Genomic DNA, 25487 nt, shown 5'->3' with positions numbered 1-25487 from the left:
CCGCCCGCGCTCCCGACCCGCGCCCACAAGCCCCAGGCCACCTGCCAGACGACCCGCGCTTATATCTCAACCCCCCCCCCCGGGGGGGGGGGGGGGGGGGGGCCCCCCCCCCGCTCTTGCGTCCGGTTGGTACCTCGTGAGGTACGTACGTCATCAGGTGCTCAGACCTGGTCCACCGCGACCGCGTCGTACGACGTGCTGGGTGTCGGCTCCACATCGAAGCGGGCGTTGGGCAGATAGATCCGGTCGCCCCAGGCCGCCGCCGTCGTGGGAATTCTGAAGCGCTCCGGATCGGTGATGCGCGCGATCGCCGTGCCGCGGGTACCCGAGGCATTGAGTCGCAGCACATCGATGGCGTTCTGCGCCTGCTGTACGACATAGAGGGTGCGGCCGAGCAGCAACAGGCCGTCGCCGTTGGGGAGTCGGGTGTCCGGGATGTCGACTCGCCGCGCGATGCCGGTGCGCGGGTCGACCCGCATCAGAGTGCCGCCGCCGACCACGGTGTTGACCATCAGCAGGGCACGGCCGTCCGGTGTGCGCTCGATGCCGTTGGCCGTGAAGGAGGGCCCCTGTTCCCAGTCGCCGCCCAGCGGGACGGTCGCCACGTCGGCGCCCGGCTCGTCATGCCGGCCGAGCGGGAGCCGGTAGATCTGTGGTTTGAACGAGTCCGTGAACCAGGCGGCGCCCGGCGTGAGGATCACGTCGTTGACCATGGTGCCGTCGGAGCCGACCGTGAAGGTCTTCAGCAGCTTGCCCGAGCGGACCTCGATGACCCGGATCTCCCGGCTCACGCCGCCGCAGACCCATAACAGCCGCTCGCTCCGGTCGATTTTGAGTCCGACTGCGGGGTGGTCCGCTCCGAGACCGTGGCTGATGACGCTTCCCCGGCCGGTGGCCAGGCTCGCCCGGTAGATATCGCCGGTGGCCAATGACCCGAAATAGGCATAAGGACTCGCTCCGATGGTGATCCCTTCGGGCCGGAATCCGTTCGGCAGCAGGAAATGGGCGGGCCAGCGCGTACCGGTTGATTCGGCCGCCCGGGCCACCCCTTCCCCTGGGGCGAGGAGCGCCGCGCCCGCCATGGCCGCGGCCGCTCCGAGAACTCTTCGACGTGCAAAGGAACGGTGCATCGAACGGTCCTTCCGACAAAGGCTCCACAGACCCTTTCACCTCAGCACACGGCAGGCTCCTCCACAGTGTTTGGCCGAATTGTGGCGTGACATCTTCTTCCAGTCGAATTGCACGGGGTGCCCATTCAGCTTGATTTAAAACGTATTTCGCGCAAGCAGGGTGGACGGACCGCGTCGGCGGTAGCAGGGTGGCCACCACGCAGACCGAGCACAGACCAGCACGGCCGAGGCACAGTCCACGAACGACAAGGAGCACGGCACCCGAAGGGAGCGGTCATAGCGATGACCGATCAGAAACTCCCAGGTCAGGGCCCTGGAACTGCGGGCCCTGGACCCGACGGAGCTGGATTCACCTATCAAGGAGCCGAGCCGGAGCTGATCGTCGTCGCACGGGCCGAGGCCCGGCTGCGCGCCGACACTCACGGCGTACGGTCGGCCTCCGGAGCGGACATCTCCGCACTGAACATGTTCCTGAGCGATGAACAGCTCGCGCTGGAACCGGTGTTCGGCAGTGAGGAACGGACCCGGTCCGCTCTGCCCCCGCAGCAGGAGGGATCGGCCGGCGGCGGCCGGGGCACGCTGCCGGACCTCTCGCTCTTCTACCGTGTACGGGGCGGCGGGGACCGGACCGAGGAGCTCACCGCCCGGCTGGCCGCCCTCCCCGAGATCGAGACGGCGTACCTCAAGCCCGGCGCCGTACCCGCTCGGACCGCACCCCACGGCGCCCCGGCGAAAGCCCGGCCCGAAGAGGCCAAGCGGCTCAAGGAAGGCGCACCCGCGACACCCGACTTCACCGGGCGCCAGGGCTACTTGGCACCCGCGCCCGAAGGCGTGGACGCGTACTGGGCGTGGCAGCGGCCGGGCGGCTCGGGACAGAACGTCACCGTCGTCGATGTCGAAGGAGCCTGGCAGCTGGGCCACGAGGACCTGGCGGAGAAGCTCGCCGGCATCGTCGTCGGCAACCCGGTGCAGGACATCGCATGGCGCAACCACGGCACGGCGGTCCTCGGCGTCATCGGTGGTGACCGCGACGAGAAGGGGATCACCGGTATCGCTCCCGAAGCGGTGACCGCGGCGGCGTCGTTCCAGGGCATCGGCTCCGCCGCGGCCATCCACGCCGCGGCCGAGCGACTCGGCCACGGCGACCTCCTCCTGATCGAACTCCACCGGCCAGGACCACGGTTCGACTTCGAGGTCCGCGACGACCAGCGCGGTTACATCGCGGTGGAGTGGTGGCCGGACGACTTCGCCGCGATCCGCTGGGCGACGTCGAAGGGCGTCCTGGTCGTGGAGGCGGCCGGCAACGGCGGCGAGAGCCTGGACGACGCGGTGTACGAGCGCAGGCCGGACGCGTTCCCCGAGTGGTGGCGCAACCCCTTCAACCCGTCGAACCAGCCCTCCGGTGCGGTGCTCGTCGGCGCGGGCGCTCCCCCGCCCGGGACGCACGGCCGCGATCACGGTCCCGACCGCTCACGGCTGGCGTTCTCCAACTACGGCGCCCGGCTGGACGCCCAGGGCTGGGGCCGCGAGGTCACCACGACCGGCGGCTTCTGGGACCGGGCGGGTGACCTGCAGGGCGGCGCGGAGGAGATCGCCTGGTACACGGACACCTTCTCCGGCACCTCCTCGGCCTCGCCGGTGGTGGTCGGCGCCCTGGCGTCGCTGCAGGGCATCCTCAAGGCCGCGCACCTCGCGCCGATGGGCCCGGAGGAGGCCCGTGAGGTGCTGCGCAGGACCGGTTCGCCGCAGCAGGACGCTCCGGGCCGCCCGGCCTCGCAGCGGATCGGCAACCGCCCCGACATCAAGGCGGCCGTCACCCAGCTGGTGCCGTCGTCGGTCGGCTCGGGACAGGCGGAGCGGTACTGGGACGAACTGATGCCGTACCCCCGTGAACTTCCGCCGCGCCTGAGGCTGTTCGTGGCCGGCGCGTGGCGCAACCTCAACCACCCCGCCCCAGAAGTCCGCCAGGCGGTACATGCCGCCTTCGCGGGGGGCCGGCCGGACGTACGCGTCTGGTACTCGGACGACGAGGTCGTGGGCCTGGTCGTCGCCGGATGAATCGACAGGGAAGGTGAACAGGACATGAGCACCACCCCGCAGATGAACCCCAGCTCCATGAGTCAGCAGTACGGCCAGCAGCAGTACGCGCAGCAGCAGCCGTTCGGCCGGATGCAGGGCGCAAGCACCTCTCCGCCCCCGCAGGGTCAGCAGAGCCAGCAGCCGCTCCAGCAGCTGCAGCAGCTCGGCCAGCAGCAGCCCTACCAGCAGCTGCTCCAGCAGCTCGGTCAGCAGAGCCAGCAACAGCAGGGCCAGCAGCAGGGCCAGCCGCTGATCCTGCCGAGCGCGATCGACAGCCAGGCCATCACCAGTGGTGTGGCCGAGCACTTCTGGGACGTCGTGACGCCCCTGCCCGGGCAGCCGGTCATCCTGTTCCTGTTCATCCAGGGCGCCTGGCGTCAGCTGGTGAACCCCAACCAGATCACCCATGACGAGGTCCAGGAGGCATTCGCCTTCGGGCAGCAGGTCATCGGGTTCTGGGACACCAACAACGCCGGTACGCTCGTGGCGATCGTGGTGAACAAGTAGCACGTCGGCGCAGAGGGCGCCGGGTGGGCAGCGGCCCGCCCGGCGCCCGAACCTGTTCCCGTGGCCTCAGGCGCAGTTGAAGCGCGCCGCGGCCCAGTCCCCGTGGTCGCCGGTCTTCGACCCGTTGGTGTCGGTGACCTTCAGCCGCACATGGCGTGCGCCGTCCAGAGCGACATCGACGGGCACGGTCGCCGAGGCTCCGGTCACCCTGGGCGAGGTCCACAGCACCTTCCCGTCCGCCTCGACCGAGAAAGCCACCTCCCCATAGCCGTTGATCTCGTCGTCGATGCCGACGTCCGCCGTGAGCGCCGTGCAGCGGCCGCCGAGGTAGATCTCGATATCGGAGTCGGCGTGGCTGCCGATCCCCTTCTCGTACGTCGTGCCGGCCAGCGTGAGAGGGTGCCCGTCGGCGGCTCCCGACTCACCGTTGCTGCGGTCACGTTCCGCGGGTCCGTAGCCGTTCGCAGACTTCAGCCACACGAGGTCGCTCGCCCAGGCGTCGGCGGCCGGCGGCGGTGGCATCACCCCGACCGCGAACCGCTGCACGGCGGTACGGTCCACGCCCGCCGCCCGGTGGCGTGCCGTCGCGGTCAGCGTCGCCTCGCCGTGCCCGGCGTCCGCGGCCGGGACGACAGCCACCTCGACGCGCTTCGTCGTCCCGGCCGGGATCCGGTCGACGGCCCGGGCCGGGGTGACCTGCCAGCCCGCCGGCGCGTCCAGCGAGACCCGGACGCCGGTCGCGTCCCGGCCGCCCGCCGTGACATCGACGGCGACCGTGCCCGGCGAACCGGCGCCGAGCTCCTGACCCGCCGGGACGGAGACGGCCGCGGCAGCGCCAGGAGTCCTGCCGCCGACCGCGCTGGTGTCCTCGAGCTTCAGCCCGAAGCCGCGGTCGGTGCGCATCGACGGCGTCTTGATGTGCACCACACCGCCGCGGTCGTCCTGGTCGTACCACCAGCCCTGCGCGGACTTCGCGTACGCCGCCTTCGAGTTCTGCCGCGGCAGCACGCGCCCGTTGAGCCCGACCGTGCTCGGCGCGTCCCCGGTGTGCACGCTGAAGGTGTACGGACGCGTGGGCTGCCTGCCCGTGAACTCGCCCCTGCTCGCGCCGATCCGGACCGTCACATCGCCCGCTCCGCGCCGTGGCGCCTCGACGTCGGCGCGCTGGGTGGCGTACTTGCCGGTGCGGTGCTGCCGCGTGACGCCGTCGTCCTCGTACAGCGTGAAGGATGACCTCCCCTGCGGATAGACGTCCCAGGCGAGCGGGGAGGCGGCGGTGCGGTCGGCGTACGAGCGGATACCCGGCCACATCGGGACGGCGGCCCCCGCCTTCACGAACAGCGGCAGCGTGTCGAGCGGCGCGCTGTAGTCGTCGACGGTGACCGGCCCTTCGTAGGTCCGCCCGCTCCAGTAGTCGATCCAGGTCCCCTTCGGCAGGTAGATCCCGTCGCGCTCGACGGCGTCCTGGTGGACGGGCGCGACGAGGAAGTCCGCACCGCTGAGGAACTCGTACTTGGCCGCGTCCGTCGCGGCCTTGGGGTCGTCCGGATACTCCAGCACGAGCGGCCTCGCGAGCCCGACGCCCGTCTTCGTCGCCTCGTGTGCGTGGGAGTAGATGTACGGCAGCAGCGACTCATGGAGCTTGAGATAGCTGCGGTTGACCGAGGTGAACGGCTCCCCGTACCGGAAGGGCTGCTTGTCGCTCGCCGCCCAGCCGTCCATGGTCATCGTGACCGGCAGGAACATCTTCCACTGCAGATCACGGGTGTACGTCTTGGGGCTGCCGCCGAAGATTCCGTCCACGTCGCCGGTGGTGTAGGCGAGTCCGGACATGCTCGCGCCCGCGTAGGTCGGGATCTGCCAGCGGATGTACTCCCAGCTCCCGGACTGGTCGCCGGACCACTGGACTCCGCAGCGCTGCGCGCCGGACCAGCTCTCCGGCGCCCAGGTGAAGCCGCGGGCGTCGCTGTTCTCCTCGATGCCCCGGTAGGCGCCCTTGCAGCCGTCCAGGGCGAACCTGTATCCGTCGCCGACCCAGGCGACGTCCAGTTTCGCGACGCGCTGACCTGCCTTGACCTGGTCGCCGAGCTTGCCGATGCCGTCCTCGGTCCACAGGCCCATCTGCGTCTTGCGGTCCTGCAGCCCCTTGGCGGTCTCGGCGAGGTTCTCGTATCCGCACCCGTAGCCGTCGTTGACGAGCATCCACCCGTTGGGCATGTCGTTCTGGACATACCCGTCGGCGACCTCGAGGGAGTCAAGGGTGTGCCGCTCGCCGCGGTTGGCGTTGTGCAGATAGCAGTCGGCGTCCCCGATTTCGAGGCCGTAGAGGGGTGGCAGGAAGGGTTTGCCGGTCAACCGGGTGTACTGGCCGATGACGTCCTTGGTGCCCGGTCCCGCGAAGTAGTAGGCGTCGAAGCGCTGTTCCCCGGCGGTGGCGGTGACCGGATCACCGAAGACGTAGGTGTTGGGGGCGTACGTATTGCGATAGACGCCGTATCCGGAGGAAGAGAGGTAGAACGGGACGGAGTTGGGATGCCCGCCGTCGTTCCAGTTGTAGTCGACGCCGACCTCGACGGTCCTGCCGCGGTGCGAGGTGTTGCCGCGGCCGTTCTGCATTCCGGCGCCGTAGTACTGCTCGTCGGCGCCGCGGGCAAGCGTCTGTGTGGTCTTGTCCCGGTTCCAGGTCAGCCCCTTGGTCTCGGCCCAGAGCGGGGTGCCGTCGGCGCGGTGGAGGGCGAAGCGCAGGGGCGTCTTGTAGGCGCGCAGGGTGACTTCGGAGGTGCTCAGCTCGTAACGGTCGCCCTTGTCGCGCCAGTGGGTGGCGGGCGGCGCGCCCTGCGGCAGGACGATGTCCTTGCCGGTCGGGTCGGTGAAGGCGCCGTCGGGGGCGAGTTCGATACGGAAGGTCTCGGCGGAGACGAAGCTGACGCGGGCCGCGGCGTCGCCGGCGGTGAGCCGGTACACGGCTCCGTCGTGAGCGAAGCCTGTGATGTCACCGACCGTCGTGTCGGCCGGTTCGGCGTGCGCGCCCGTGGCCGTCGGTACGAAGGCGGCGAGGAGACCGAGCAGAGCGGCAACGACCGCTGATCTGAACCGTGTTGGTGATCCCATGGCGTGTGTGTAGCGCGTCGGCGCGGACACGACCATGGACTTGTGTCCGGCCGCTCCTGGACTTGTCGCATGCCCAGGAGCGGCCGGAGGGGTTTACAGGGCTACGCCGAGGAGGGCGTCGACGGCGCGGGACACGAGGCCGGGCGCGCCCTCGTCCGTACCGCCGTCGGACTGCTGGAGCGCTGCCCAGCGATCGACGGCGACGAGCGCGGCGGGGGCGTCGAGGTCGTTCGCGAGGGCGTCGCGGATCTCCTCGACGAGGGCGTCGGCGGACGGCCCGTCGGGCCGCGAGACGGCCGCGCGCCAGCGCCCGAGCCGCTCGACCGCCTCGTCGAGTACGGCGTCGGTCCACTCCCAGTCGGCCCGGTAGTGGTGCGAGAGCAGCGCCAGCCGGATCGCCGCCGGATCCACGCCGTCCCGCCTCAGCTTGGAGACGAAGACGAGGTTGCCCTTGGACTTGGACATCTTCTCGCCGTCGAGCGCGACCATGCCCGCGTGGACGTACGCCTTGGCGAAGGGGTACTCACCAGTGAGCGCCTGCGCGTGCGAGGCGCCCATCTCGTGGTGCGGGAAGGCGAGATCGGAGCCGCCGCCCTGCACGTCGAAGCCCATGCCGAGGTGGTCCAGGGCGATGGCCACGCACTCGATGTGCCAGCCGGGCCGGCCACGGCCGAGGGTGCCGCCGTCCCAGCTCGGCTCGCCCTCACGGGCGGCCATCCAGAGCATCGGGTCGAGCGGGTTCTTCTTGCCGGGCCGGTCGGGGTCGCCGCCGCGCTCGGCGGAGAGCAGCCGCATGGCTTCGGCGTCGAGGTGGGACACCTCCCCGAAGTGCGGATCGGCCTCCACGGAGAAGTACACGTCGCCTTCGAGCTCGTACGCGGCACCGGCGTCCCGGAGCCGCTCGACGAGCGGCACGATGCCCGGTATCGCCTCGACAGCTCCGATGTAGTGCTGCGGCGGAAGCATTCGAAGAGCGGTCATGTCCTCGCGGAAGAGGGCGGTTTCCCGCTCGGCGAGCTCGGTCCAGTCGTGCCCGTCGCGGATCGCCCGCTCGAGCAGGGGGTCGTCGACGTCGGTCACGTTCTGGACGTAGTGAACCTGCCGCTTGGTGTCGAGCCACACGCGCTGAACCAGGTCAAACGCGTTGTAGGTCGCCGCGTGACCCATGTGGGTGGCGTCGTACGGCGTGATGCCGCAGACATAGATACGGGCGACGGGACCGGGGTCGAGGGTCACTGGACCCCTGGTCGCGGTGGAGTGGATCCGTAGGTCGCGGCCCTTGCCAGGCAGGGCGGGGACCTCAGAAGCGGGCCAGGCATGCATGTCATGAGCCTAACCGGACGGGTGTTCCGCATACGACCCGGATCATGCCAACTGCTGATCGGGGTTCGTGTGCCCGGTCAGGGGCCGGTGGTCGCGCGTGGGGTCGGCCGCCGTGAAGCTGCCGCTCCGGGGGCGGGGTACGTTGTCGCGCGCGCCGCGGCCGGCGCCCCGGGCGTGCGAGGTCCCGCGCCGCGGAGCGGACGCCACCAGGGCTCAAGCCGAGCGCGACGCCGGCGCTCCCGGGGTGTGGCGGGCATCACCCCCACGTCTTGCGCCACCGGCTCCCAGGGCCTGCCCCCGGTTCCGGAAAGGGGCCGGTCAGGGGAACAGCCGTCTCACACCGGCGGCCACGGAATCGCCGGCCACTCCCCCGACGGCGCCGGATGCCGTCCCGACTCCTTCAGCCCGGCCACCCTCTCCCGCAGCGCCTCCACCTCCGCCGCCGTCAGCAGTTCCGCCAGACGGGTGGCGAGCGGTTCGCCGTCGGTCAGGGCGACCGTGAGCGCGGCCAGGGCCTGCGTCGCCTCGGACGGCAACCGCTCCCCGGCCCACCCCCACAGCAGCGTCCGCAGCTTGTCCTCCACGTTGAACGTGACCCCGTGGTCGATCGCGTACAGGCCGCCGTCCGCCGTCGGCAGCAGATGCCCGCCCTTGCGGTCACCGTTGTTGATCACCGCGTCCAGCACCGCCAGCCGCCGCAGCCGCACATCGTCCGCGTGGACCAGCAGCGCCGTACGGCCCTCGCCCACTTCCGCGAAGCCCACCGCCTTCCAGCCCTCGCCCGGCTCCTCGTCCTCGACCAGGCCCAGCAGGGATGCCGACGGGTCCGCCTCGATCCAGAGCTGGACCATGCCCTCGCCGTACGGGCCGTCGCGCAGGACCGTGGGGGGCACCAGGCCCCAGCCGGTCGCCTCCGAGAGCTCGTACGCCGCCACCTCGCGCTGCGCCAGCGTCCCGTCCGGGAAGTCCCACAGCGGCCGCTCCCCGGCGATCGGCTTGTAGACGCAGTGGGCCTCCTCGCCCTCGTGCGAGACGGAGCAGTACAGCACCGCGTTGGACGCCCCCCGAATCCGTCCGCGCACGGTGAGCTCACCCTTGGTCAGCAGGGTGCGCAGGTCCCCCGAGGTCACGCGCCCCGGCGGTATCCGTTCTGGCGCGGGCATACGTGTCCTTCCGGATCGAGCGGCAGGCTGCACAGCGGGCACGGCGGCCGGCCGGCGTTCACCACGTCCAGCGCGCGTTTGGCGAAGGCCCTGGCCTGCGCTCCGGTCAGCCGGACACGGAGCATCGGCGGACCGTTCTCCTCGTCCTGAAGCAGCCGTTCCTCGGCCTCCGCGAGGTCCTCCTCGGAGTCCGCGTCCAGCTCCACCAGCGCCTGCGCCTCGACGATCATGCGCTGTTCCTCGCCGTCCCATGCCAGCGCCATCGTGCCGACCCGGAACTCCTCCTCCACCGGCGCGTCGAGCGGCGCGGTGTCGGCGACGTCGGCGGGCGCGACAGCCGGCACCGGCGCATTGCCCCCGGTCCGGCGCACGACCTCGTCCAGCAGCTCGTCGATCCGCTCGGCGAGTGCGGCCACCTGGGTCTTCTCCAGAGCGACGCTGGTGGTGCGCCCCGCCGAGGAAGCCTGCAGGAAGAACGTACGGCGTCCAGGCAGCCCGACCGTACCGGCCACGAAGCGGTCCGGCGGGTCGTAGAGGAACACCTGACGGGACACGTTCTGTCTCCCTTGGGATCGGTCGGTATCGACGACTGTCGTACGACTTCGGACGGCTATCGGGCGGGCATACGGGTTTTCGGCCCGTCCACCCTACTGCGCGCGGCGATCACGGTGCGCCCGCGCCGCCCCCGACGACTCCGGCCCCGCCACCGGCGTTCTCGCGCGGCGCCAGCGAGCCGAAGTCCCCGGTGTCACCGAGGCGCAGAAGGAACGGGCGAGTGCGGGTGTAACGGATCGCTGTCACGGAACACGGTTCCACATGGATCCGCTGGAACAGATCGAGGTGCATACCGAGGGCATCGGCCACCAGGGACTTGATGATGTCTCCGTGCGAGCACATCACATAGGCCGCGTCCTCGCCGTGCGCGGCGTCGATACGCGCGTTCCAGTCGCGTACCGCGTCGACGGCACGCGCCTGCATGGCTCGCATCGACTCGCCGCCTGGGAACGCCGCCGCGGACGGATGCTGCTGGACGACCTCCATCAGCGGCTCGTCGGCGAGTTCCGCGAGCTTGCGCCCGGACCAGTCACCGTAGTGGCACTCGCCGATCCGCTCGTCGGTGTGCAGTTCCAGACCCGGCCGGGCGTCCAGCAGCGGCCGCAGGGTCTGCAGGCAGCGCTCCAGCGGGCTGGAGACGGCCGCGGCGAGCGGCACGGCGGCGAGTCGCTCCGGCAGCGCGGAGGCCTGCGCCCCACCGCGCTCGTCGAGACAGACGCCCGGCGTCCAGCCCGCGAGCACCCCCGCGGTGTTGGCGGTGGAGCGTCCGTGGCGTACGAGAATCAGCGTGGCCATGCCGGTCAGCCTAGGCGGACCGGCGCCCGGGGGTGCGTCCGGGCCACATGCAGGGAAGAATGCACGCCGTGATCGTGGACTGTGCCATTTACCGCGGCGGGCGCCGAACCGAAGGCCCGTCCGACTTGTCGGATGCTCTGGCCGAGGCACGGGCAACGGGGGACGCCTTTCTCTGGATCGGTCTCTACGAGCCGACCGAGAAGGAGTTCGACCACGTCGCGGCGGAGTTCGGGCTGCATCCGCTGGCGGTGGAGGACGCGCTCAACGCTCACCAGCGCCCCAAGCTCGAGGTGTATGACGACTCGCTCTTCGTGGTTCTCAAGCCGGTGGTGTACGAGCCGCAGAGCGACTCCATCTCCACCGACGAGCTGATGGTCTTCATCGGCGACTCATTCGTGGTGACCGTGCGGCACGGTGAGAGCGCGCCGTTGCACGACGTACGGCTGCGTATGGAGAACGACCCCGAGGTTCTCAAGCACGGCCCGACGGCGGTGCTGTACGCGATCAGTGATGCGGTCGTCGACCATTACATCGATGTGGTCAGCGAGCTCCAGGTGGACCTGGAGGAACTGGAGACCGAGGTCTTCGCACCCGTCGGCAGCACACGCAACAGCGCGGTACGGATCTACACCTTCAAGCGGCAGGTGCTGGAGTTTCGCCGCGCCGCCGGACCGCTGGCGGCTCCGATGGTCCGTCTCGCGAGCGCGGGCGTGCCGTTCGTCCATAAGCATGCACAGCCGTTCTTCCGGGACGTCAGCGACCATCTGACCCGGGCGAACGAGCAGGTGGACGGGTTGGACCGGCTGCTGTCGGACGTCCTGTCCGCCCATCTCGCGCAGATGGGCGTGCGGCAGAACGACGATATGCGCAAGATCTCGGCGTGGGCGGCCATGGTCGCGGTACCCACGATGGTCGCGGGCATCTACGGCATGAATTTCAGGCACATGCCGGAGCTGCGGTGGGTGTGGGCGTATCCGGTGGTGCTGCTGTTCATGGCCGGGGCGGTCTACGGGCTGTTCCGGTTGTTCAAGCGGCGCGGCTGGCTGTAGGACTCCGCGGCTTCGGAGTAGCTAGAAAGCGGGCGCCGCGGTGGCCGGTCCGTCGAGTGCGCCGCGACGCCGCGGCATCTCCAGGCCGACCATCCGGTGCCAGCCGCCGAGCCTCTCGTAGGCGTACATGGCGTGGATGCCCGCGGCGAGCGCGGCCGACTTGGCCGCGGGCCAGTGCAGCAGACGTCCCATGTGGCCCATCACGGCAAGGCTGACATCGCGGTAGACCCTGATCTCGGCGAGGGCGCTCTCGCGCAGCACCCGCTGGATCGTACGGCCGTGCCCCTCGGCGACGAGGCGGAGCAACTCCTCGTGGCAGTACGCCAGATGGTTGGCCTCGTCGTCGCAGATCATTCTGATCGCCCTGCCGAGCTCGGGGTGGTCGCCGAAGTACTTCACCAGCATGTCCATCTGGTCGGCGGCCCGCTGTTCGGTGACCCTGCTGTGCGAGAGGTAGACGATGATGTCCCGTTCGCTCAGCGGCTCGTCGCGGCTCAGCTTCACGTGGGTGAGACCGATGCCCCGCTTCTCCAGCAATATCGTGTAGTCGGTCTCGGGCGGGACGCCGACCGGCGCGAGCTGCCGCTTCTTGAGAAGTGCGTTGAAGAGCCGGCCGTGCTTGTCCTCGTCGGCGCCGTGCCGGGTGATCTTCGGCGCGAGGGCAGACATGCTCTCAGGAACGAGGGCGGCGATACGGCCGTTCTCCCAGCCGCCCTGCGCCTCGCCGCTGGCGGCGATCGAGCAGAAGAGCTGGAAGGCATCGTCGTCGTCGATGATTTCCTGGAAGAGACTTCGAGCCGAGAGCATCACTTCCTCCTCCGTGAGAGCGTCCGCAAAGAACAAGTCAAAGGCGGCACGGGAGGCGGGGCAACAGGTAGGCGGCACAACTGCGCCGAACGGTGGACGACAGGGAGGCGCGCGGGAGTAACCAGGACGGGCTTTCGCGCGTTGTGCTGCGTGACGGCCGTGGCGGGGAAGACCCCCGAGCCCCCTCCACGGCCGCAGACCTCTCCGGTTGCGTACGATCGCCGCTCACCCGAGTTGCTTGCGCACCTTTCCTACGAGAGGCCGGCCCGGCTTACACAATGCCGGCACGTCCTACGCGAGGCCGGCACGCTCCAGGGCCTCGGTGCCCGCCCGCAGTGCCGTGATCCGCTCGTCGAGCGTGAAGCCGGCCGGAGCCAGGGTCAGCGTGGTGACACCGGCAGCGGCGTACGCCTGCATGCGATCGGCGATCCGGTCCACGGACCCCAGCAGCGCCGTCTGGTCGATCAGCTGGTGCGGGACCGCCGCGGCCGCGCCTTCCTTGTCGCCGGCCAGGTACTTGTCCTGGATCTCGGCGGCTTCCTTCTCGTAGCCCATGCGCTGCGCAAGCTGGTTGTAGAAGTTCTGCTTGCGGCTGCCCATGCCGCCGACGTACAGGGCGGTGTACGGACGGAACATGTCGGCCAGTCCGGCGACGTCGTCGCCGATCGCGAGCGGCAGCGTCGGACAGACGTCAAAGCCTTCCATGGTCTTTCCGGCCTTCTCACGGCCCGCGCGCAGGTGCTTGAGCGCGGTGTCCTCGAGATGGTCGGCGGACGGGAAGATCAGCAGGGCGCCGTCGGCGATCTCGCCGGTCTGCTCCAGGTTCTTGGGGCCGATCGCGGCGATGTAGAGCGGGATGTGCTCGCGCTCCGGGTGGACGGTGAGCTTGATCGGCTTGCCCGGACCGCCCGGCAGCGGGAGCGTCCAGTGCTCTCCCTCGTACGAGAGGCGCTCGCGAGTCATCGCCTTGCGGACGATCTCGACGTACTCGCGGGTGCGGGAGAGCGGCTTGTCGAACTTGATGCCGTACCAGCCCTCGGAGACCTGCGGGCCGGAGACACCGAGGCCGAGCCGGAAGCGGCCGCCGGAGAGCGAGTCGAGCGTGGCGGCCGTCATCGCGGTCATCGCGGGCTGGCGGGCCGGGATCTGCATGATCGCGGAGCCGACGTCGATGCGCTCGGTCTGGGCGGCGACCCAGGTGAGCACGGTGGGGGCGTCGGAGCCGTACGCCTCCGCGGCCCAGCAGACGTCGTAGCCGAGCTGGTCGGCCTCCTTGGCGACGGCGAGATTGTCTCCGTCCATCCCCGCGCCCCAGTAGCCGAGGTTGATGCCGAGCCGCATGAGCGCTCCTCTTTACTGATCAGTAACGTCCCTGTTCCGGGGACTCTAGCGCGGGTTCACAGGATCCGTCAGGGGGAGGTTGTCCACAGGCTCTCTCCGGGTGGGCCGTCGGCCAGTAATCTCAGCGCCCATGGAGCAGAGGCATCTCGGCCGTACCGGCCTGCGCGTGTCCCGGATCGGGCTCGGCACCCTCACCTGGGGTCGGGACACCGATGAGCACGACGCTGCCGACCAGCTGAAAGCGTTCTGGGAGGCGGGCGGGACGCTGGTCGACACCGCAGATGTGTACGGCGGTGGAGATTCGGAGTATCTGCTCGGGCAGCTCGTCGAACGGCTCGTACCTCGGCGAGAACTGGTCATCGCGACGAAGGCGGGCAGCGTCCCCGACCCGGACCGGCGTTTCGACGGCTCGCGAGGGCATCTGCTGTCGGCGCTGGACGCCTCGCTGGAGCGGCTCGGGACGGACTATGTCGACATCTGGCAGGTCCACGCCTTCGACCCGGGCACCCCGCTGGAGGAGACGCTCCAGGCGCTGGACATCGCGGTCGGCAGCGGGCGTGCCCGGTACGCGGGAGTGTCGAACTTCTGCGGCTGGCAGCTGGCGAAGGCGGCGACCTGGCAGCTGGCCTCGCCGGGAGTGCGGACCCGGCTGGCCAGTACGCAGATGGAGTACTCGCTGCTGCAGCGCGGGGTGGAGCGGGAGGTGCTGCCGGCCGCTCTCGACCTGGGGGTCGGCCTGCTGCCGTCGTCGCCGCTGGGGCGCGGGGTGCTGACGGGAAAGTACCGGCATGCCACTCCGGCGGATTCGCGGGGCGCGTCGGAGCAGTTGGCGCCGTTCGTGGAGCCGTATCTCGACGAGGCGGCGAGCCGGATCGTGGACGCGGTGGCGACGGCGGCGGACGGGCTCGCCGCGACGGCGCTTCAGGTGGCGCTGGCCTGGGTGCGGGACAGGCCGGGTGTGGTGGCCCCGATCGTCGGCGCGCGCAACGCGCAGCAGCTCGCGGCGGCATTGTCAGTGGAGGCCCTTACTCTTCCTGACGAGATCTGCCAGGCGCTCGACGATGTGTCGGCGCCCGTGCACCGCTATCCCGACCAGGACTGGAGCACGCTGTGACTGTGCCTTCCCGGGGGACGCCCCCCGGACCCCCGGACGAGGCCCGCGCTGCCGCGGACGAGACCGCGGACGATGCCGCCGGACCGGCGGCATCGGGCGCCGCAGAGGCCGACGTGCCCGAGGGGGACGCGCCGGAAGGCGGCACATCGGAGGCCGAGCAGCCGGAGGCCGAGGAAGCGGAAGGCGGGACGGCAGCGGCCGGGAAAGCGGCCGAGCTGTCCGAGGCCGAGGCGGAGCTCGCCGCGCAGCGGGAGTTGCTGGCCCGGATCGAGCACCGGAAGGCCGAGAAGGCGGGGCCCATCGAGAGCGGTACCAAGCTGAGCGGCACGGCCGCCGATCTGCTCGCGGCGGTGCGGGCCGTGGAGAGCGGCGAGAAGGCCGGCACCGCGTTCTTCGACTCCCCCGCGCCCGCGCCCAGACGTACCGCTCCGACAGCGGAGCCCGCACGGCCCCGGGGTCCGCAGCCTGTGCCCACCCCGCGGGCCACGGCGCCGGAGACCGTGACAACGGTGCAGACCGTGCTCTCGCAGGGCGGCGCACCCGCGGCGCTGGCGGCCCAGGTCGCGGATGTGCTCGGCGAGCAGGCCGCGGACATGCTGCGCGAGGATCCGTGGCGGCTGCTGTCCGTGCCCGGCGTCCGGCCGGAGCAGGCCGACGGCTTCGCGCGAGCGCTTCTCGGCGCCGAGTGCGGCCCGGGGGACGAGCGCCGGGCGGCGGCACTCGTCGCCTGGCAGCTGGAGCGCGCGGCACTGCAGGGCCACACCGCGGTGGAGTCCTCGGCCGTACGCGCGGCGCTGGCAGAGCGGTCGGTGCCCGATCCCGACGAAGCACTGCAGCAGGCGATCGCCGAAGGTGCCGTGCTGGTGTTCCAGGACGGCGTCGAGGAGATCGAGGAAGCCGAGGAGACCGGGCAGGGAGCGGACGGGGAGGAGTCCGAGCAGCCGGCGGTGCCGGTGCTGCTGGGGCTCGACCGGTACGCACTCGCCGAGGAGAGTCTCGCGGACGGCCTGGCGCGGCTCGCCAAGGCCGGTGCGGACGCCAGGTGGGATGCGGCCGATCCCACCGAGCTGATCCGTGCGATCGCCGCGAGCGGTCTGGTGGTGCACACGGGCGGGGAGGCGGCGCGGGCCGAGCCGGTCGCGTCGGCCGGGGCCGCCGGTGCGCTCGGACTGCGCGCGGTCGTCGCGGTCCACAGCGAGGACGGCAGTCGGCGGCTCGGTCCCGCGGCGGTCACCGTCTCCGGGCTGCTGTCCGGTGCGGAGGGTCCCGGCAGGGACGAGGACGGAGCGTTCGCGCTCGATCTCCTGATCGTGCTGGACGCACCGCAGCTGGACGTGGAGACTGCGGCGATGCTGGTGGAGTCGATGCCGGACGGCAGCCGACTGGTGCTGAGCGGCGATCCCGGCGTGCTGTTCTCGGCGGGCGCGGGCCGGGTGTTCGCCGATGTCCTGGCGGCCGGGGTGTGCCCGCAGATCAACTCGCGGATGCCGGACCCCGGCCCGATCGGGGAACTTGTCTCCGGCATCGGCATCGGCGAGTTGAACCAGGTGGCGGCACCCGGCAAGGAGGTCGTCATCGTCCCGGTGCGTGACGCCGGAGAGGCGGTTCACCGCACGGTGCAGCTCGTCGCGGACTCGGTGCCGCGGGCCATCGGCGTGCCGACCGAGCAGACCCAGGTCATCACAGTGGGACATGGCGGCTCCGCCGGGACACGCGCGCTCAACGCCGCGCTCAAGGAGCGGCTGAACGCCGGTCCGGGCCGGTTCGGCGGCTTCGACCCGGGCGACAAGGTCGCCTACGCGCCCGCTCTCGGCAGGACTCTGACCGGCACGGTCGTCTCGGCGGACGCCGAGGGCCTGCATCTCGACTGCGACGGCACGCCCCTCGTCGTACCGAAGGAGCGGGTCGAATCGGCGGTACGCCATGGCTGGGCACTGACGGCACACCAGGCCGTGGGGATGCGCTGGCCCGCGGCGGTCGTGGTGCTGCCGGGCGACGCGGCGCAGGGGCTGAGCCGCCCATGGGTGTACACCGCGTTCAGCCGCGCCGAGCGCCATCTGTCCGTGGTGCACGGCGTGGATCAGGCGTTGCCACGCGCGGTGGCGGAGGGGGCGCCCCAGCACCGCACGACACGGCTGCGGACGCTGCTCGAGGGGCTGCTCGCGACGCCGGCGCCCTGAAGCTCGCGCGACAGCCCGGGTCCCGCCTCCTCGACGAGGCGGGACCCGGGCCGCGGGTCACAGGGGCAGTGCGGTCAGGACTCCACTTCGTCGAGGTCGTCCAGCTCCTCGGCCAGCTCGTCCTCGTCGAAGACCGAGCTGACGTCGAAGCGGCAGACGACCCGCTGCGGATCCGCCTGATCGAAAGGTGTGCTCAGCCATTCGCCCGGTTCGGGAGCGTCGTCCGAGGCCGACACCCACAGCGTGGAGTCCCCCTCCTCCAGACCGAACTCCTTGTGCCGGGAAGCGATTTCGTCCGGTTCGTACTCACCGAAGAGCACGCCGAGTGCCGCGTGCACACTCGTTCCGACCACCGAGGCGATCTCGGGCCTGTCGTCCTCGGGGTCCAGGTCGGCGATGCGCTGCGCCTGGGAGAGCAGTCGCTGTGGCTCCACCACCGCATAGTCGCGGCGGATCAGCACGCTCAGCGCGCTCGGCTCCTCGGGACCCGCGTACGGCGGCAGTGAATCGTCCGCGCCGGGGATCTCGAACGGCGTTACCTCGTCATAGCGGTCGTAGAGCCGCTCGTCGTACGCCTCCGCCGCCGCGGCGAGGGCGTTGAACGCGTCGTAGACGGCCGGGTCGTCCTCGCCCGTGCGGCGTTCGACCGCCTCGAGGTGACGGTCCAGTGCGGCTTTGACCGCCTCGGCGGCGGCACGTACCTCGGCAGCGGTGGGCTGCGCAGCATCAGACATACTGCAGACGCTATCCGTACCTGGGCTCTGCCCGCACAATAGATGCGATGCCGGAATACGAATTTGTCGACGTGTATGTACCGCGCGGGGTCTCCCGCAAGGAAGCGACACGTCTGCTGACCGACCACGCCGAGTACGGACACTGGGAGTTGGACCGACTGAGTCTGCACCGGGACGGCAGCCGCAGGGTGCGGCTGCGCCGGCGCATCATCCGTCAGGTGCGCGCCACCTGGTGAGCGAATGAGGCGGAGCGGGCCCCGCGTGCGCGGGACCCGCTCCGTTTCGTGCCATTTGTACCGCTGCGACTTATACCGCTGCGACCGCTGGACTACGCCGAGGCGCGGGCCCGGCGGTACAGCACCGCACCCGCCAGCAGCAGACCCGCACCGGCCGGGACCAGCATGTCGAGCGGACCGGAACCGGTCTGCGCGAGCTGGTCGGTGCTCTTGGGCGGGGTGAGGGTCTGCGGGCCGGGAGTGTTCGGCACGGCCGGGGTGACCGGCGTTGCGGGCGTGGTGGGCGTGCTCGGGGTGTTCGGCGTGCTCGGGGTGTTCGGGGTGTTCGGCGTGCTCGGGGTGTTCGGGGTACTCGGGGTGTTCGGCGTGCTCGGGGTGTTCGGGGTACTCGGGGTGTTCGGCGTGCTCGGGGTGTTCGGCTGGGTGGAAACGCTCGAGCCGTTGGCGCAGCCGTTGTCCGCGGCGGTGTTGCCGAGGCCACCGACGGTGACAGCGTTCCCGCAGGCGTTCACGGGGACGTCGACCGGTGCCTGCACGGTGTTGCCCGAGAGGACGCCGGGAGAGTCGCTGGTCTGCCCGACAGCGTGGGCTCCGGTGCCCTGCCCGTCATCCCCGCCGTCGGACTCGTTGCTGCAGGCGTTGCCGCTGACGGGGTTGAGCAGCGCGATGACGTTCACGGTGTTCCCGCACACATTGACGGGAACATGCACCGGAGCCTGGACCGTGTTTCCGGACAGCACGCCCGGCGAATTCGACGAGCTTCCGGTCGCACCGGCGTCCGCGTTCGCATAGCCGCCGCCGAGGGCGAGTACGCCGCCCGCCGCCGCCATGGTGATCAGGCCCTTGCGCGTGATCTGTCGCATAGGTTGAATCCCTGCCTTCTGCTTCAGGAATACCCACGGGCGTCGGTACCCGGGGGTGGAATGCCCGGACGGCCCCGGAGTGCGTGGCGCGCACTCCGGGGCCGCTCGAGTTCAAACCAGTTCAAACCCAGACCCAAACGGGTCGAGTCACAACGTCATTCGTTGACGCAGGTGTTGCCGAAGGTGGGGTTCAGCAGCCCGATCACAGAGACCGTGTTGCCGCACGCGTTCACCGGCACGTGGACAGGCACCTGGATGACGTTGCCGGAGAGCACACCGGGGGAGCCAACAGCAGCACCCTGGGCACCCGCGTCGGCCATGGCCACACCCGCACCAGCGAGCACCAGACCACCGGTGGCAGCCGCAGCAGCGACGACCTTCTTGATCATTGTTCCTCCTTGTTGGCAATGCGATCCCAGCCGCGGACCGCATCACCTGTAACGAGGAGGAGCGAACGGGGCTACGAGCCGACGGCCCCATTCACTCTTTTCAGTCAAGCACGCACGCAATGGCGATTATTGGAGTTCCGTTTCAGCAGATCACAACCGCCGCGGTTCAGCACTGGTCCAGGAATCGGTCGAGTACCCGAACGCCGAACTTCAGACCGTCCACCGGAACCCGCTCGTCGACCCCGTGGAACATGCCCGCGAAGTCCAGCTCCGGCGGCAGCTTGAGCGGCGCGAAGCCGAAGCAGCGGATGCCGAGGTCGTCGAAGGACTTGGCGTCGGTACCCCCGGAAAGCATGTACGGGACGGCCCGGGCGATCGGGTCCTCGGCCTTGAGCGCGATCTGCATGGCGTCGACGAGATCCCCGTCGAAGCTGGTCTCGAGCGCCTTGTCCCCGTGCACGTCCTCCCGCTTGACCCTTGGGCCGAGCAGCCGGTCGAGGTCGGTCAGGAACTCCTCCTCGTAGCCCGGCAGGAAGCGCCCGTCGACATGTGCGGTCGCCTGCCCGGGGATCACGTTCACCTTGTAGCCGGCGCCGAGCATGGTGGGGGCGGCGGAGTTGCGCAGGGTGGCGCCGATCATCTTGGCGATGCCGCCGAGCTTGGCGAGCGTCGCCTCCATGTCCTCGGGGTCGAGCGGTGTGCCGAGCGCGTCGGAGAGCTCGTCGAGGAAGGACCGTACGGTCTTGGTCATCCTGACCGGCCACTTGTGCCGGCCCAGGCGCCCGACCGCCTCGCAGAGCTCGGTGATGGCGTTGTCGTTGTTGGTCATCGACCCGTGGCCGGCGGTGCCTTCCACAGTGAGCCGCATCCAGTGCATGCCCTTCTGCGCCGTCTCGACGAGATAGAGCCGCAGATTCTCGTTGACGGTGAAGGAGAAGCCGCCGACCTCGCCGATCGCCTCTGTCACACCCTCGAAGAGATCCGGGTGCTTGTCGACCAGGTGCCGGGCCCCGTACGTGCCGCCTGCCTCCTCGTCGGCGAGGAAGGCCAGCACGATGTCGCGCGGGGGCTTTCGGCCGCTGCGCAGCCGGTCCCGTACGACCGCCAGGGTCATGGCGTCCATGTCCTTCATGTCGACCGCGCCCCGGCCCCACACACAGCCGTCCGCGATCTCGCCGGAGAAGGGGTGGTGCGTCCAGTCGTCCGCGTTGGCCGGTACGACATCGGTGTGGCCGTGAATGAGCAGCGCGGGCCTCGACGGGTCCTCACCCGCGATACGGGCCACTGTGGAGGCGCGGCCCTTGTGGGACTCGAAGATCTGCGGCTCGAGCCCGACCTCGGCGAGCTTCTCCGCGACGTACTCGGCGGCGGCCCGCTCCCCCGGGCCCGAGTGGTCGCCGTAGTTGCTCGTGTCGATCCGGATCAGCTCACGGCAGAGGTCGACGACCTCGTCCTCACCCGAAACGGGCTTGGTCCCCTCAGCCTTGTTCGACTGGCTCACGCTGATTCCTCCCACTGTCGCTGCTGGTGGTTCCCCCTCATCCTCCCGCGCCCCGGCCCCGTACCCCAAGGGCGACCGCCCGCCGTCATGCGGCCGTCACACCGGATCCGGGCGTGATCGAGCACAGTCGAATGTTTGCTATGGTTTTCCACGTCGGAACGGCCCAGCGCCGCGAGACAGACACCTGGTCCGGGTGGCGGAATGGCAGACGCGCTAGCTTGAGGTGCTAGTGCCCTTTATCGGGCGTGGGGGTTCAAGTCCCCCCTCGGACACCAGCAAAGATCCCCACGGATTCCCGTGGGGATCTTTTGTGTACCCCTGAGTGTCGTGCGTCCGAGTGTCATGCGTCCGCGGTACGCGCGTGGCCGGGAGCGCGGCCGAAGCGGGGGTGCAGGGTGGATGGGCAGCGCCATCAGCTCCCGCCCCCGTTCCGCCGGCATCCCATGGAGCGGGCATACAGTCACTCGGTGAGACGCAGACACAAAGCCCCGGCCGCTCCGCTCCCCCAGCGCGACGGGATCGACCCGGTGCGACTGCGGCTGCCCGCCGACCCGGACGGCGCCTGGGCGACGGTGCGCGACCATCTCGCCACGCGGTACGCCGGCGCCATCGGCGCCGAGGCCGTCGACGCGATGTTCAGTGAGGGACGCGTGGTCGGTACGGAGGGTCCTGTCGCCGCCGACGAGCCCTACACCGCCGGCCGGTACCTCTGGTTCCACCGGGACTTCGCCCCCGAGGAGCCCGTCCCCTTCGAGGTCGGGATCGTCCATCGCGACGAGCGTCTCGTGGTCGCCGACAAACCCCACTTCCTGGCCACCACACCGCGCGGCCGGCACATCACCGAGACGGCGCTCGCCCGGCTGCGGCGCGATCTGGAACTGCCCGAGCTGCAGCCCGCGCACCGTCTCGACCGCCTGACCGCGGGGCTCGCGCTCTTCGTCGTACGGCCCGGGGACCGAGGCGCGTACCAGACCCTGTTCCGGGACCGGGAGGTTCGCAAGGAGTACGAGGCGGTGGCTCCTTACGACCCGGCGGTGGCCCTGCCCCGCACCGTACGCAGCAGGATCGTGAAGGAGCGCGGGGTGATGGCAGCGCGCGAGGAGCCCGGCGAGCCGAACAGCGAGAGCCGGATCGAGCTGCTCGAGCACCACGCCGGGCTCGGCCTCTACCGGCTGCTGCCGGCCACCGGCCGCACCCATCAGCTGCGGGTCCACATGAACAGCCTGGGACTTCCGCTGCTGAACGACCCGGTCTATCCGGTCGTCCAGGAGGCGGGGCCCGACGACTACTCCCGGCCTCTTCAACTCCTGGCGAAGGTGCTGGAGTTCACCGATCCGGTGACAGGGGAGCCGCTCCGCTTCGAGAGCGGGTTCCGGCTGGCTCGGTGGCCCGCCGCCCGGCGCAGCCGCTGATGTGAAGCAGCCCACTCCGCGGCATGAGGTGACTCGTCGCTGTGGCGGTCGCGTCGCCGTGGCCGGTCCGTACCAGGGCTGACGGGTACGGGAACGGGCCCCCGCGGGATCTCTCCGGCGGGGGCCCGTTCTCCTGCAACGACGCCGTCAGGCGTCCTGGCGTTCCCGCGCGAGGGAGTTCACCCGGCCGCGGACCAGGTACCAGCCACCGACCAGGGCCGCCGCGATCAGCGGCAGGAACATCACGGTCGTACGGCCCACACCGCCGCCCCACCACATCAGAAAGACCACGCTGGCGAGGAAGAGCAGCGTGAGGATCTGGGTGTACGGGGCCCAGGGCAGCCGGTAGGCGGGGCGGGTGACCCGGCCGTCCTGTGCCCGGTGCCAGAACAGCAGCGAACAGAGCATGATCATGCCCCAGGTGCCGAGGATGCCGATCGAGGCGAAGTTCAGCACGATCTCGAAGGCCTGGCCGGGCACGAGGTAGTTGAGCGCGACGCCCAGCACACCGAATCCGGCGGTCAGCAGGATGCCGCCGTAGGGCACCTGGCCCTTGTTCATCCGGCCGGTGAACCTGGGCGCGGAGCCCGACAGCGCCATGGAGCGCAGGATGCGGCCGGTGGAGTACAGACCGGAGTTCAGGCTGGAGAGCGCCGCGGTCAGCACGACGAGGTTCATCACGCCGGCCGCGCCCGGGACGCCGAGCTTGTCCATGACGGTGACGAAGGGGCTCTGGCCATCGGAGTACGCCGTGTACGGGAGGAGCAGCGCGAGCAGTACCACCGAGCCGACGTAGAACAGACCGACACGCCACATGATCGAGTTGATCGCCTTGGGCATGATCTTTTCGGGGCTTTCGGTCTCACCCGCGGCGACGCCGCACAGCTCGACGGAGGCGTACGCGAAGACGACGCCCTGGATCACCAGCAGCATCGGCAGCATGCCCGCCGGGAAGATGCCGCCGCTGTCGGTGATGGTGGAGAAGCCGGGGGTGTGGCCGTCGACCGGGTGCTGAGTGACCACCAGGAAGATGCCGATCAGCATGAAGGCGACCAGCGCGGCCACCTTGATGATCGCGAACCAGAACTCCATCTCACCGAAGTACTTCACCGAGATGAGGTTCGCGGTCAGGACGACGGCGAGTGCGATCAGCGCGAGGACCCACTGGGGGATGTCGCTGAACATGGCCCAGAAGTGCGCGTAGGTGGCGGCCGCGGTGATGTCGGCGACCGCGGTGGTCGACCAGTTGAGGAAGTAGAGCCAGCCGGCCGCGAAGGCGCCCTTCTCGCCCATGAACTCACGGGCGTACGAGACGAAGGCGCCGGACGAGGGGCGGTAGAGCACCAGCTCGCCGAGCGCGCGGACCACGAAGAAGGCGAAGACGCCGCAGACCGCGTAGGCGATGGCGAGGGAAGGGCCGGCGCCGGCCAGCCTGCCGCCCGCGCCGAGGAACAGCCCGGTGCCGATCGCTCCGCCGATGGCGATCATGTTGATGTGGCGGGACTTGAGGTCCTTGCTGTAGCCGGCGTCGCCCGCGTCGACATGGGGGGAGCTCTTCGCCGGTGCCCCGGCGGCGAGCGTTTCGGCCGCGGTGGTGCGGTCACTCATGGAGAGGTTCGCCTTCGTGAGGGGACGGGGGCCCGGCCGAAGCCGGTGGGGGGTGGTCACCCTGGCATGGCCCGAGGGCACATAACCCGACGGCACATCATCACGGCAACCCTGCGATTTTGGCAGTGGCCAACCTCACGCAGGAATAGATCTGAGGTGTTTCAGAGGTTACGCCGCAGTAAACCAAGGTCACCCACGAGCTCGACTCTCCGGGGCGCGAGCGGCTCCGGACGGCTCAGGGCGCCAGCACATCCAGTTCGGCGAGCGCCCCGACGGAGATCTGGCGGGTGATCTCCTCGGCCCGGACCGCGTCGCCCTCACGGACCGCCTCGGCCACCTGGACATGCAGGGTCACGGCCGCCGGATCGGGGTCGTCGAACATCACCTGATGGTGCGTACGTCCGGCGAGGACCTCGGCGACCACATCGCCGAGCCGCGCGAACATCTCGTTGCCCGAGGCGTTCAGCACGACACGGTGGAAGGCGATGTCGTGCTTCAGATACCCCTCGAGCTGATGTCCGCGCGATGTGGCGACCATGCCGAGGGCGCACTCGGTGAGTTCGGCGCACTGCTCGGGGGTGGCGTTGCGGGCGGCGAGCCCGGCCGCGACCGGCTCGATGGCGGAGCGCAGCACGGTCAGTGAGCGCAGCTGGCGCGGGCGGTCGGTGCCGGCCAGCCGCCAGCGGATGACCCGCGGGTCGTAGACGTTCCATTCCTCGGTCGGGCGGACGGTCACACCGACCCGGCGTCGGGACTCCACGAGGTGCATCGACTCCAGTACCCGGACCACTTCACGGACGACGGTGCGCGAGACGTCGAAGCGCTGCGCCACCTCGTCGGTGCGCAGCACGCTGCCCTGCGGATACTCGCCCGCGGTGATCGCGAGGCCGAGGGTGTCCAGCACATGGATATGGAGGCCCCGGCCCTCAGTGGTCATGGGGCAAGAGTACGGGGCACGGTTCGCAATCTAAAAGTATGACGTTTATGTCTCGACCATTGAATACGTCATACCTAATGGGCTTCAGTGGCTCGACGGACCGATGTCGACGAAGACAGCGAGGCACGTAGATGAGCACCCCCCACGTCGTCGTGGTGATGGGCGTGGCAGGCACCGGCAAGACCACGATCGGCCCCCTGCTCGCCGCCGCGCTGGGCGTCCCGTACGCCGAGGGCGACGATTTCCATCCCCCGGCGAACATCGCCAAGATGTCGGCCGGCACCCCGCTGGACGACGCGGACCGCGGGCCCTGGCTCGATGCCATCGGGCAGTGGGCGCACAGCCGGGCGGGGTTGGGCGGAGTGGTCTCCAGCTCCGCGCTCAAGCGGGTCTATCGCGACCGGTTGCGGGCCGCCGCACCCGGTGCCGTCTTCCTCCATCTCACCGGCGACCGGGCGCTCGTCGAGCAGCGGATGTCCGAGCGCAAGGGTCACTTCATGCCCGCCGCGCTGCTGGACTCGCAGTTCGCCACGCTCCAGCCGCTCGGCAGGGACGAGGCGGGCGTCGCCGTCGATGTGTCCGGCTCCCCGGAAGAAATAACCGAACGGGCCGTCGCCGCGCTGCGCCGGCTCGAGAGCTAAGGAATCGCCACC

22 protein-coding genes and 1 tRNA gene are annotated in these 25487 nt (G+C 70.2%); 9 read left to right on the top strand and 14 right to left on the bottom strand.

The features are described 5' to 3' along the window. Positions 1–161: 161 nt before the first annotated feature. On the bottom strand, positions 162–1130 hold the full coding sequence (locus ACWDZ6_RS26420) for a superoxide dismutase (protein ID WP_451504818.1): 969 nt from the start codon (positions 1128–1130) through the stop codon (positions 162–164). Positions 1131–1412: 282 nt separating this feature from the next. On the opposite strand from ACWDZ6_RS26420, the gene ACWDZ6_RS26415 reads away from it, so the two are divergent. Beyond that, complete coding sequence (locus tag ACWDZ6_RS26415) at positions 1413–3188, top strand: S8 family peptidase (protein WP_451504817.1); 1776 nt, start codon at positions 1413–1415, stop codon at positions 3186–3188. 24 nt (positions 3189–3212) lie between these two features. Beyond that, positions 3213–3716, top strand: a complete 504-nt coding sequence (locus tag ACWDZ6_RS26410; protein WP_389183060.1) for a hypothetical protein — start codon at positions 3213–3215, stop codon at positions 3714–3716. Positions 3717–3782: 66 nt separating this feature from the next. On the opposite strand, the gene ACWDZ6_RS26405 is transcribed toward ACWDZ6_RS26410, so the two are convergent. From ACWDZ6_RS26405 to ACWDZ6_RS26385, 5 genes are all read right to left on the bottom strand, one after another. Further along, positions 3783–6827 carry an NPCBM/NEW2 domain-containing protein gene (locus ACWDZ6_RS26405; protein ID WP_451504816.1) on the bottom strand — a complete coding sequence of 1015 codons (3045 nt, stop codon included), beginning with the start codon at positions 6825–6827 and terminating at the stop codon, positions 3783–3785. A 93-nt stretch (positions 6828–6920) separates the two neighbouring features. Next, positions 6921–8150, bottom strand: a complete 1230-nt coding sequence (gene mshC, locus ACWDZ6_RS26400) for a cysteine--1-D-myo-inosityl 2-amino-2-deoxy-alpha-D-glucopyranoside ligase (protein WP_389183066.1) — start codon at positions 8148–8150, stop codon at positions 6921–6923. A 335-nt stretch (positions 8151–8485) separates the two neighbouring features. Beyond that, entirely contained in the window at positions 8486–9313 is an 828-nt protein-coding gene (locus ACWDZ6_RS26395) for an SCO1664 family protein (RefSeq protein WP_451504815.1), read from the bottom strand. Further along, positions 9277–9867, bottom strand: a complete 591-nt coding sequence (locus ACWDZ6_RS26390) for a DUF3090 domain-containing protein (RefSeq protein WP_326648776.1) — start codon at positions 9865–9867, stop codon at positions 9277–9279. Before ACWDZ6_RS26390 ends, ACWDZ6_RS26395 begins: the two co-directional genes overlap by 37 nt. Before the next feature lie 109 nt (positions 9868–9976). Next, complete coding sequence (locus ACWDZ6_RS26385) at positions 9977–10663, bottom strand: histidine phosphatase family protein (protein WP_451504814.1); 687 nt, start codon at positions 10661–10663, stop codon at positions 9977–9979. Between the two features lie 59 nt (positions 10664–10722). Here ACWDZ6_RS26385 and corA point away from each other — a divergent pair, with 59 nt between their 5' ends. Next, positions 10723–11712, top strand: coding sequence for a magnesium/cobalt transporter CorA (gene corA, locus ACWDZ6_RS26380; RefSeq protein ID WP_451504813.1), 990 nt, complete (start codon positions 10723–10725; stop codon positions 11710–11712). Between the two features lie 21 nt (positions 11713–11733). Here the strand turns inward: corA and ACWDZ6_RS26375 are convergent, their stop codons facing one another. Together ACWDZ6_RS26375 and ACWDZ6_RS26370 are read right to left on the bottom strand one after the other, a co-directional pair. After that, entirely contained in the window at positions 11734–12519 is a 786-nt protein-coding gene (locus tag ACWDZ6_RS26375) for a ferritin-like domain-containing protein (protein ID WP_451504812.1), read from the bottom strand. A 291-nt stretch (positions 12520–12810) separates the two neighbouring features. Then, positions 12811–13860 carry an LLM class F420-dependent oxidoreductase gene (locus tag ACWDZ6_RS26370; RefSeq protein WP_366735241.1) on the bottom strand — a complete coding sequence of 350 codons (1050 nt, stop codon included), beginning with the start codon at positions 13858–13860 and terminating at the stop codon, positions 12811–12813. 130 nt (positions 13861–13990) lie between these two features. Between ACWDZ6_RS26370 and ACWDZ6_RS26365 the strand changes: the two genes are divergently transcribed. Then, positions 13991–14974: an aldo/keto reductase gene (locus ACWDZ6_RS26365; protein ID WP_366735240.1), complete on the top strand. Its 984-nt coding sequence runs from the start codon at positions 13991–13993 to the stop codon at positions 14972–14974. Beyond that, positions 14959–17154 (top strand): helix-hairpin-helix domain-containing protein, encoded by a 2196-nt coding sequence (locus ACWDZ6_RS26360; RefSeq protein WP_451504825.1) that lies wholly within the window; start codon positions 14959–14961, stop codon positions 17152–17154. The genes ACWDZ6_RS26365 and ACWDZ6_RS26360 overlap by 16 nt, the downstream gene beginning before the upstream one ends. A gap of 74 nt (positions 17155–17228) precedes the next feature. Here the strand turns inward: ACWDZ6_RS26360 and ACWDZ6_RS26355 are convergent, their stop codons facing one another. Continuing rightward, complete coding sequence (locus tag ACWDZ6_RS26355; RefSeq protein WP_389183081.1) at positions 17229–17888, bottom strand: hypothetical protein; 660 nt, start codon at positions 17886–17888, stop codon at positions 17229–17231. A 47-nt stretch (positions 17889–17935) separates the two neighbouring features. Between ACWDZ6_RS26355 and ACWDZ6_RS26350 the strand changes: the two genes are divergently transcribed. Next, complete coding sequence (locus ACWDZ6_RS26350; protein WP_005319466.1) at positions 17936–18124, top strand: DUF5703 family protein; 189 nt, start codon at positions 17936–17938, stop codon at positions 18122–18124. 92 nt (positions 18125–18216) lie between these two features. On the opposite strand, the gene ACWDZ6_RS26345 is transcribed toward ACWDZ6_RS26350, so the two are convergent. From ACWDZ6_RS26345 to ACWDZ6_RS26335, 3 genes are all read right to left on the bottom strand, one after another. Continuing rightward, positions 18217–18987, bottom strand: a complete 771-nt coding sequence (locus tag ACWDZ6_RS26345; protein WP_451504811.1) for a chaplin — start codon at positions 18985–18987, stop codon at positions 18217–18219. 155 nt (positions 18988–19142) lie between these two features. After that, a complete protein-coding gene (locus ACWDZ6_RS26340; protein WP_326648785.1) occupies positions 19143–19376 on the bottom strand; it encodes a chaplin in 234 nt (77 codons plus the stop codon). A gap of 166 nt (positions 19377–19542) precedes the next feature. Beyond that, on the bottom strand, positions 19543–20877 hold the full coding sequence (locus ACWDZ6_RS26335; protein WP_451504810.1) for a M20/M25/M40 family metallo-hydrolase: 1335 nt from the start codon (positions 20875–20877) through the stop codon (positions 19543–19545). Positions 20878–21064: 187 nt separating this feature from the next. Between ACWDZ6_RS26335 and ACWDZ6_RS26330 the strand changes: the two genes are divergently transcribed. Together ACWDZ6_RS26330 and ACWDZ6_RS26325 are read left to right on the top strand one after the other, a co-directional pair. Then, positions 21065–21152, top strand: a tRNA-Leu gene (locus ACWDZ6_RS26330). A 192-nt stretch (positions 21153–21344) separates the two neighbouring features. After that, entirely contained in the window at positions 21345–22289 is a 945-nt protein-coding gene (locus tag ACWDZ6_RS26325) for an RluA family pseudouridine synthase (RefSeq protein ID WP_451504809.1), read from the top strand. A 147-nt stretch (positions 22290–22436) separates the two neighbouring features. On the opposite strand, the gene ACWDZ6_RS26320 is transcribed toward ACWDZ6_RS26325, so the two are convergent. Both ACWDZ6_RS26320 and ACWDZ6_RS26315 read right to left on the bottom strand, forming a co-directional pair. Then, positions 22437–23897: an amino acid permease gene (locus ACWDZ6_RS26320; RefSeq protein WP_451504808.1), complete on the bottom strand. Its 1461-nt coding sequence runs from the start codon at positions 23895–23897 to the stop codon at positions 22437–22439. A 235-nt stretch (positions 23898–24132) separates the two neighbouring features. Next, a complete protein-coding gene (locus ACWDZ6_RS26315) occupies positions 24133–24834 on the bottom strand; it encodes a FadR/GntR family transcriptional regulator (RefSeq protein WP_451504807.1) in 702 nt (233 codons plus the stop codon). A 131-nt stretch (positions 24835–24965) separates the two neighbouring features. Between ACWDZ6_RS26315 and ACWDZ6_RS26310 the strand changes: the two genes are divergently transcribed. Beyond that, a complete protein-coding gene (locus ACWDZ6_RS26310; RefSeq protein WP_451504806.1) occupies positions 24966–25475 on the top strand; it encodes a gluconokinase in 510 nt (169 codons plus the stop codon). Positions 25476–25487: the final 12 nt, after the last annotated feature.

The sequence above is a fragment of the Streptomyces sp. NPDC002926 genome, assembly GCF_053591755.1.
The sequence above is the reverse complement of the archived record's forward strand: the minus strand, read 5'-3'. Positions and strand labels throughout refer to the sequence as shown.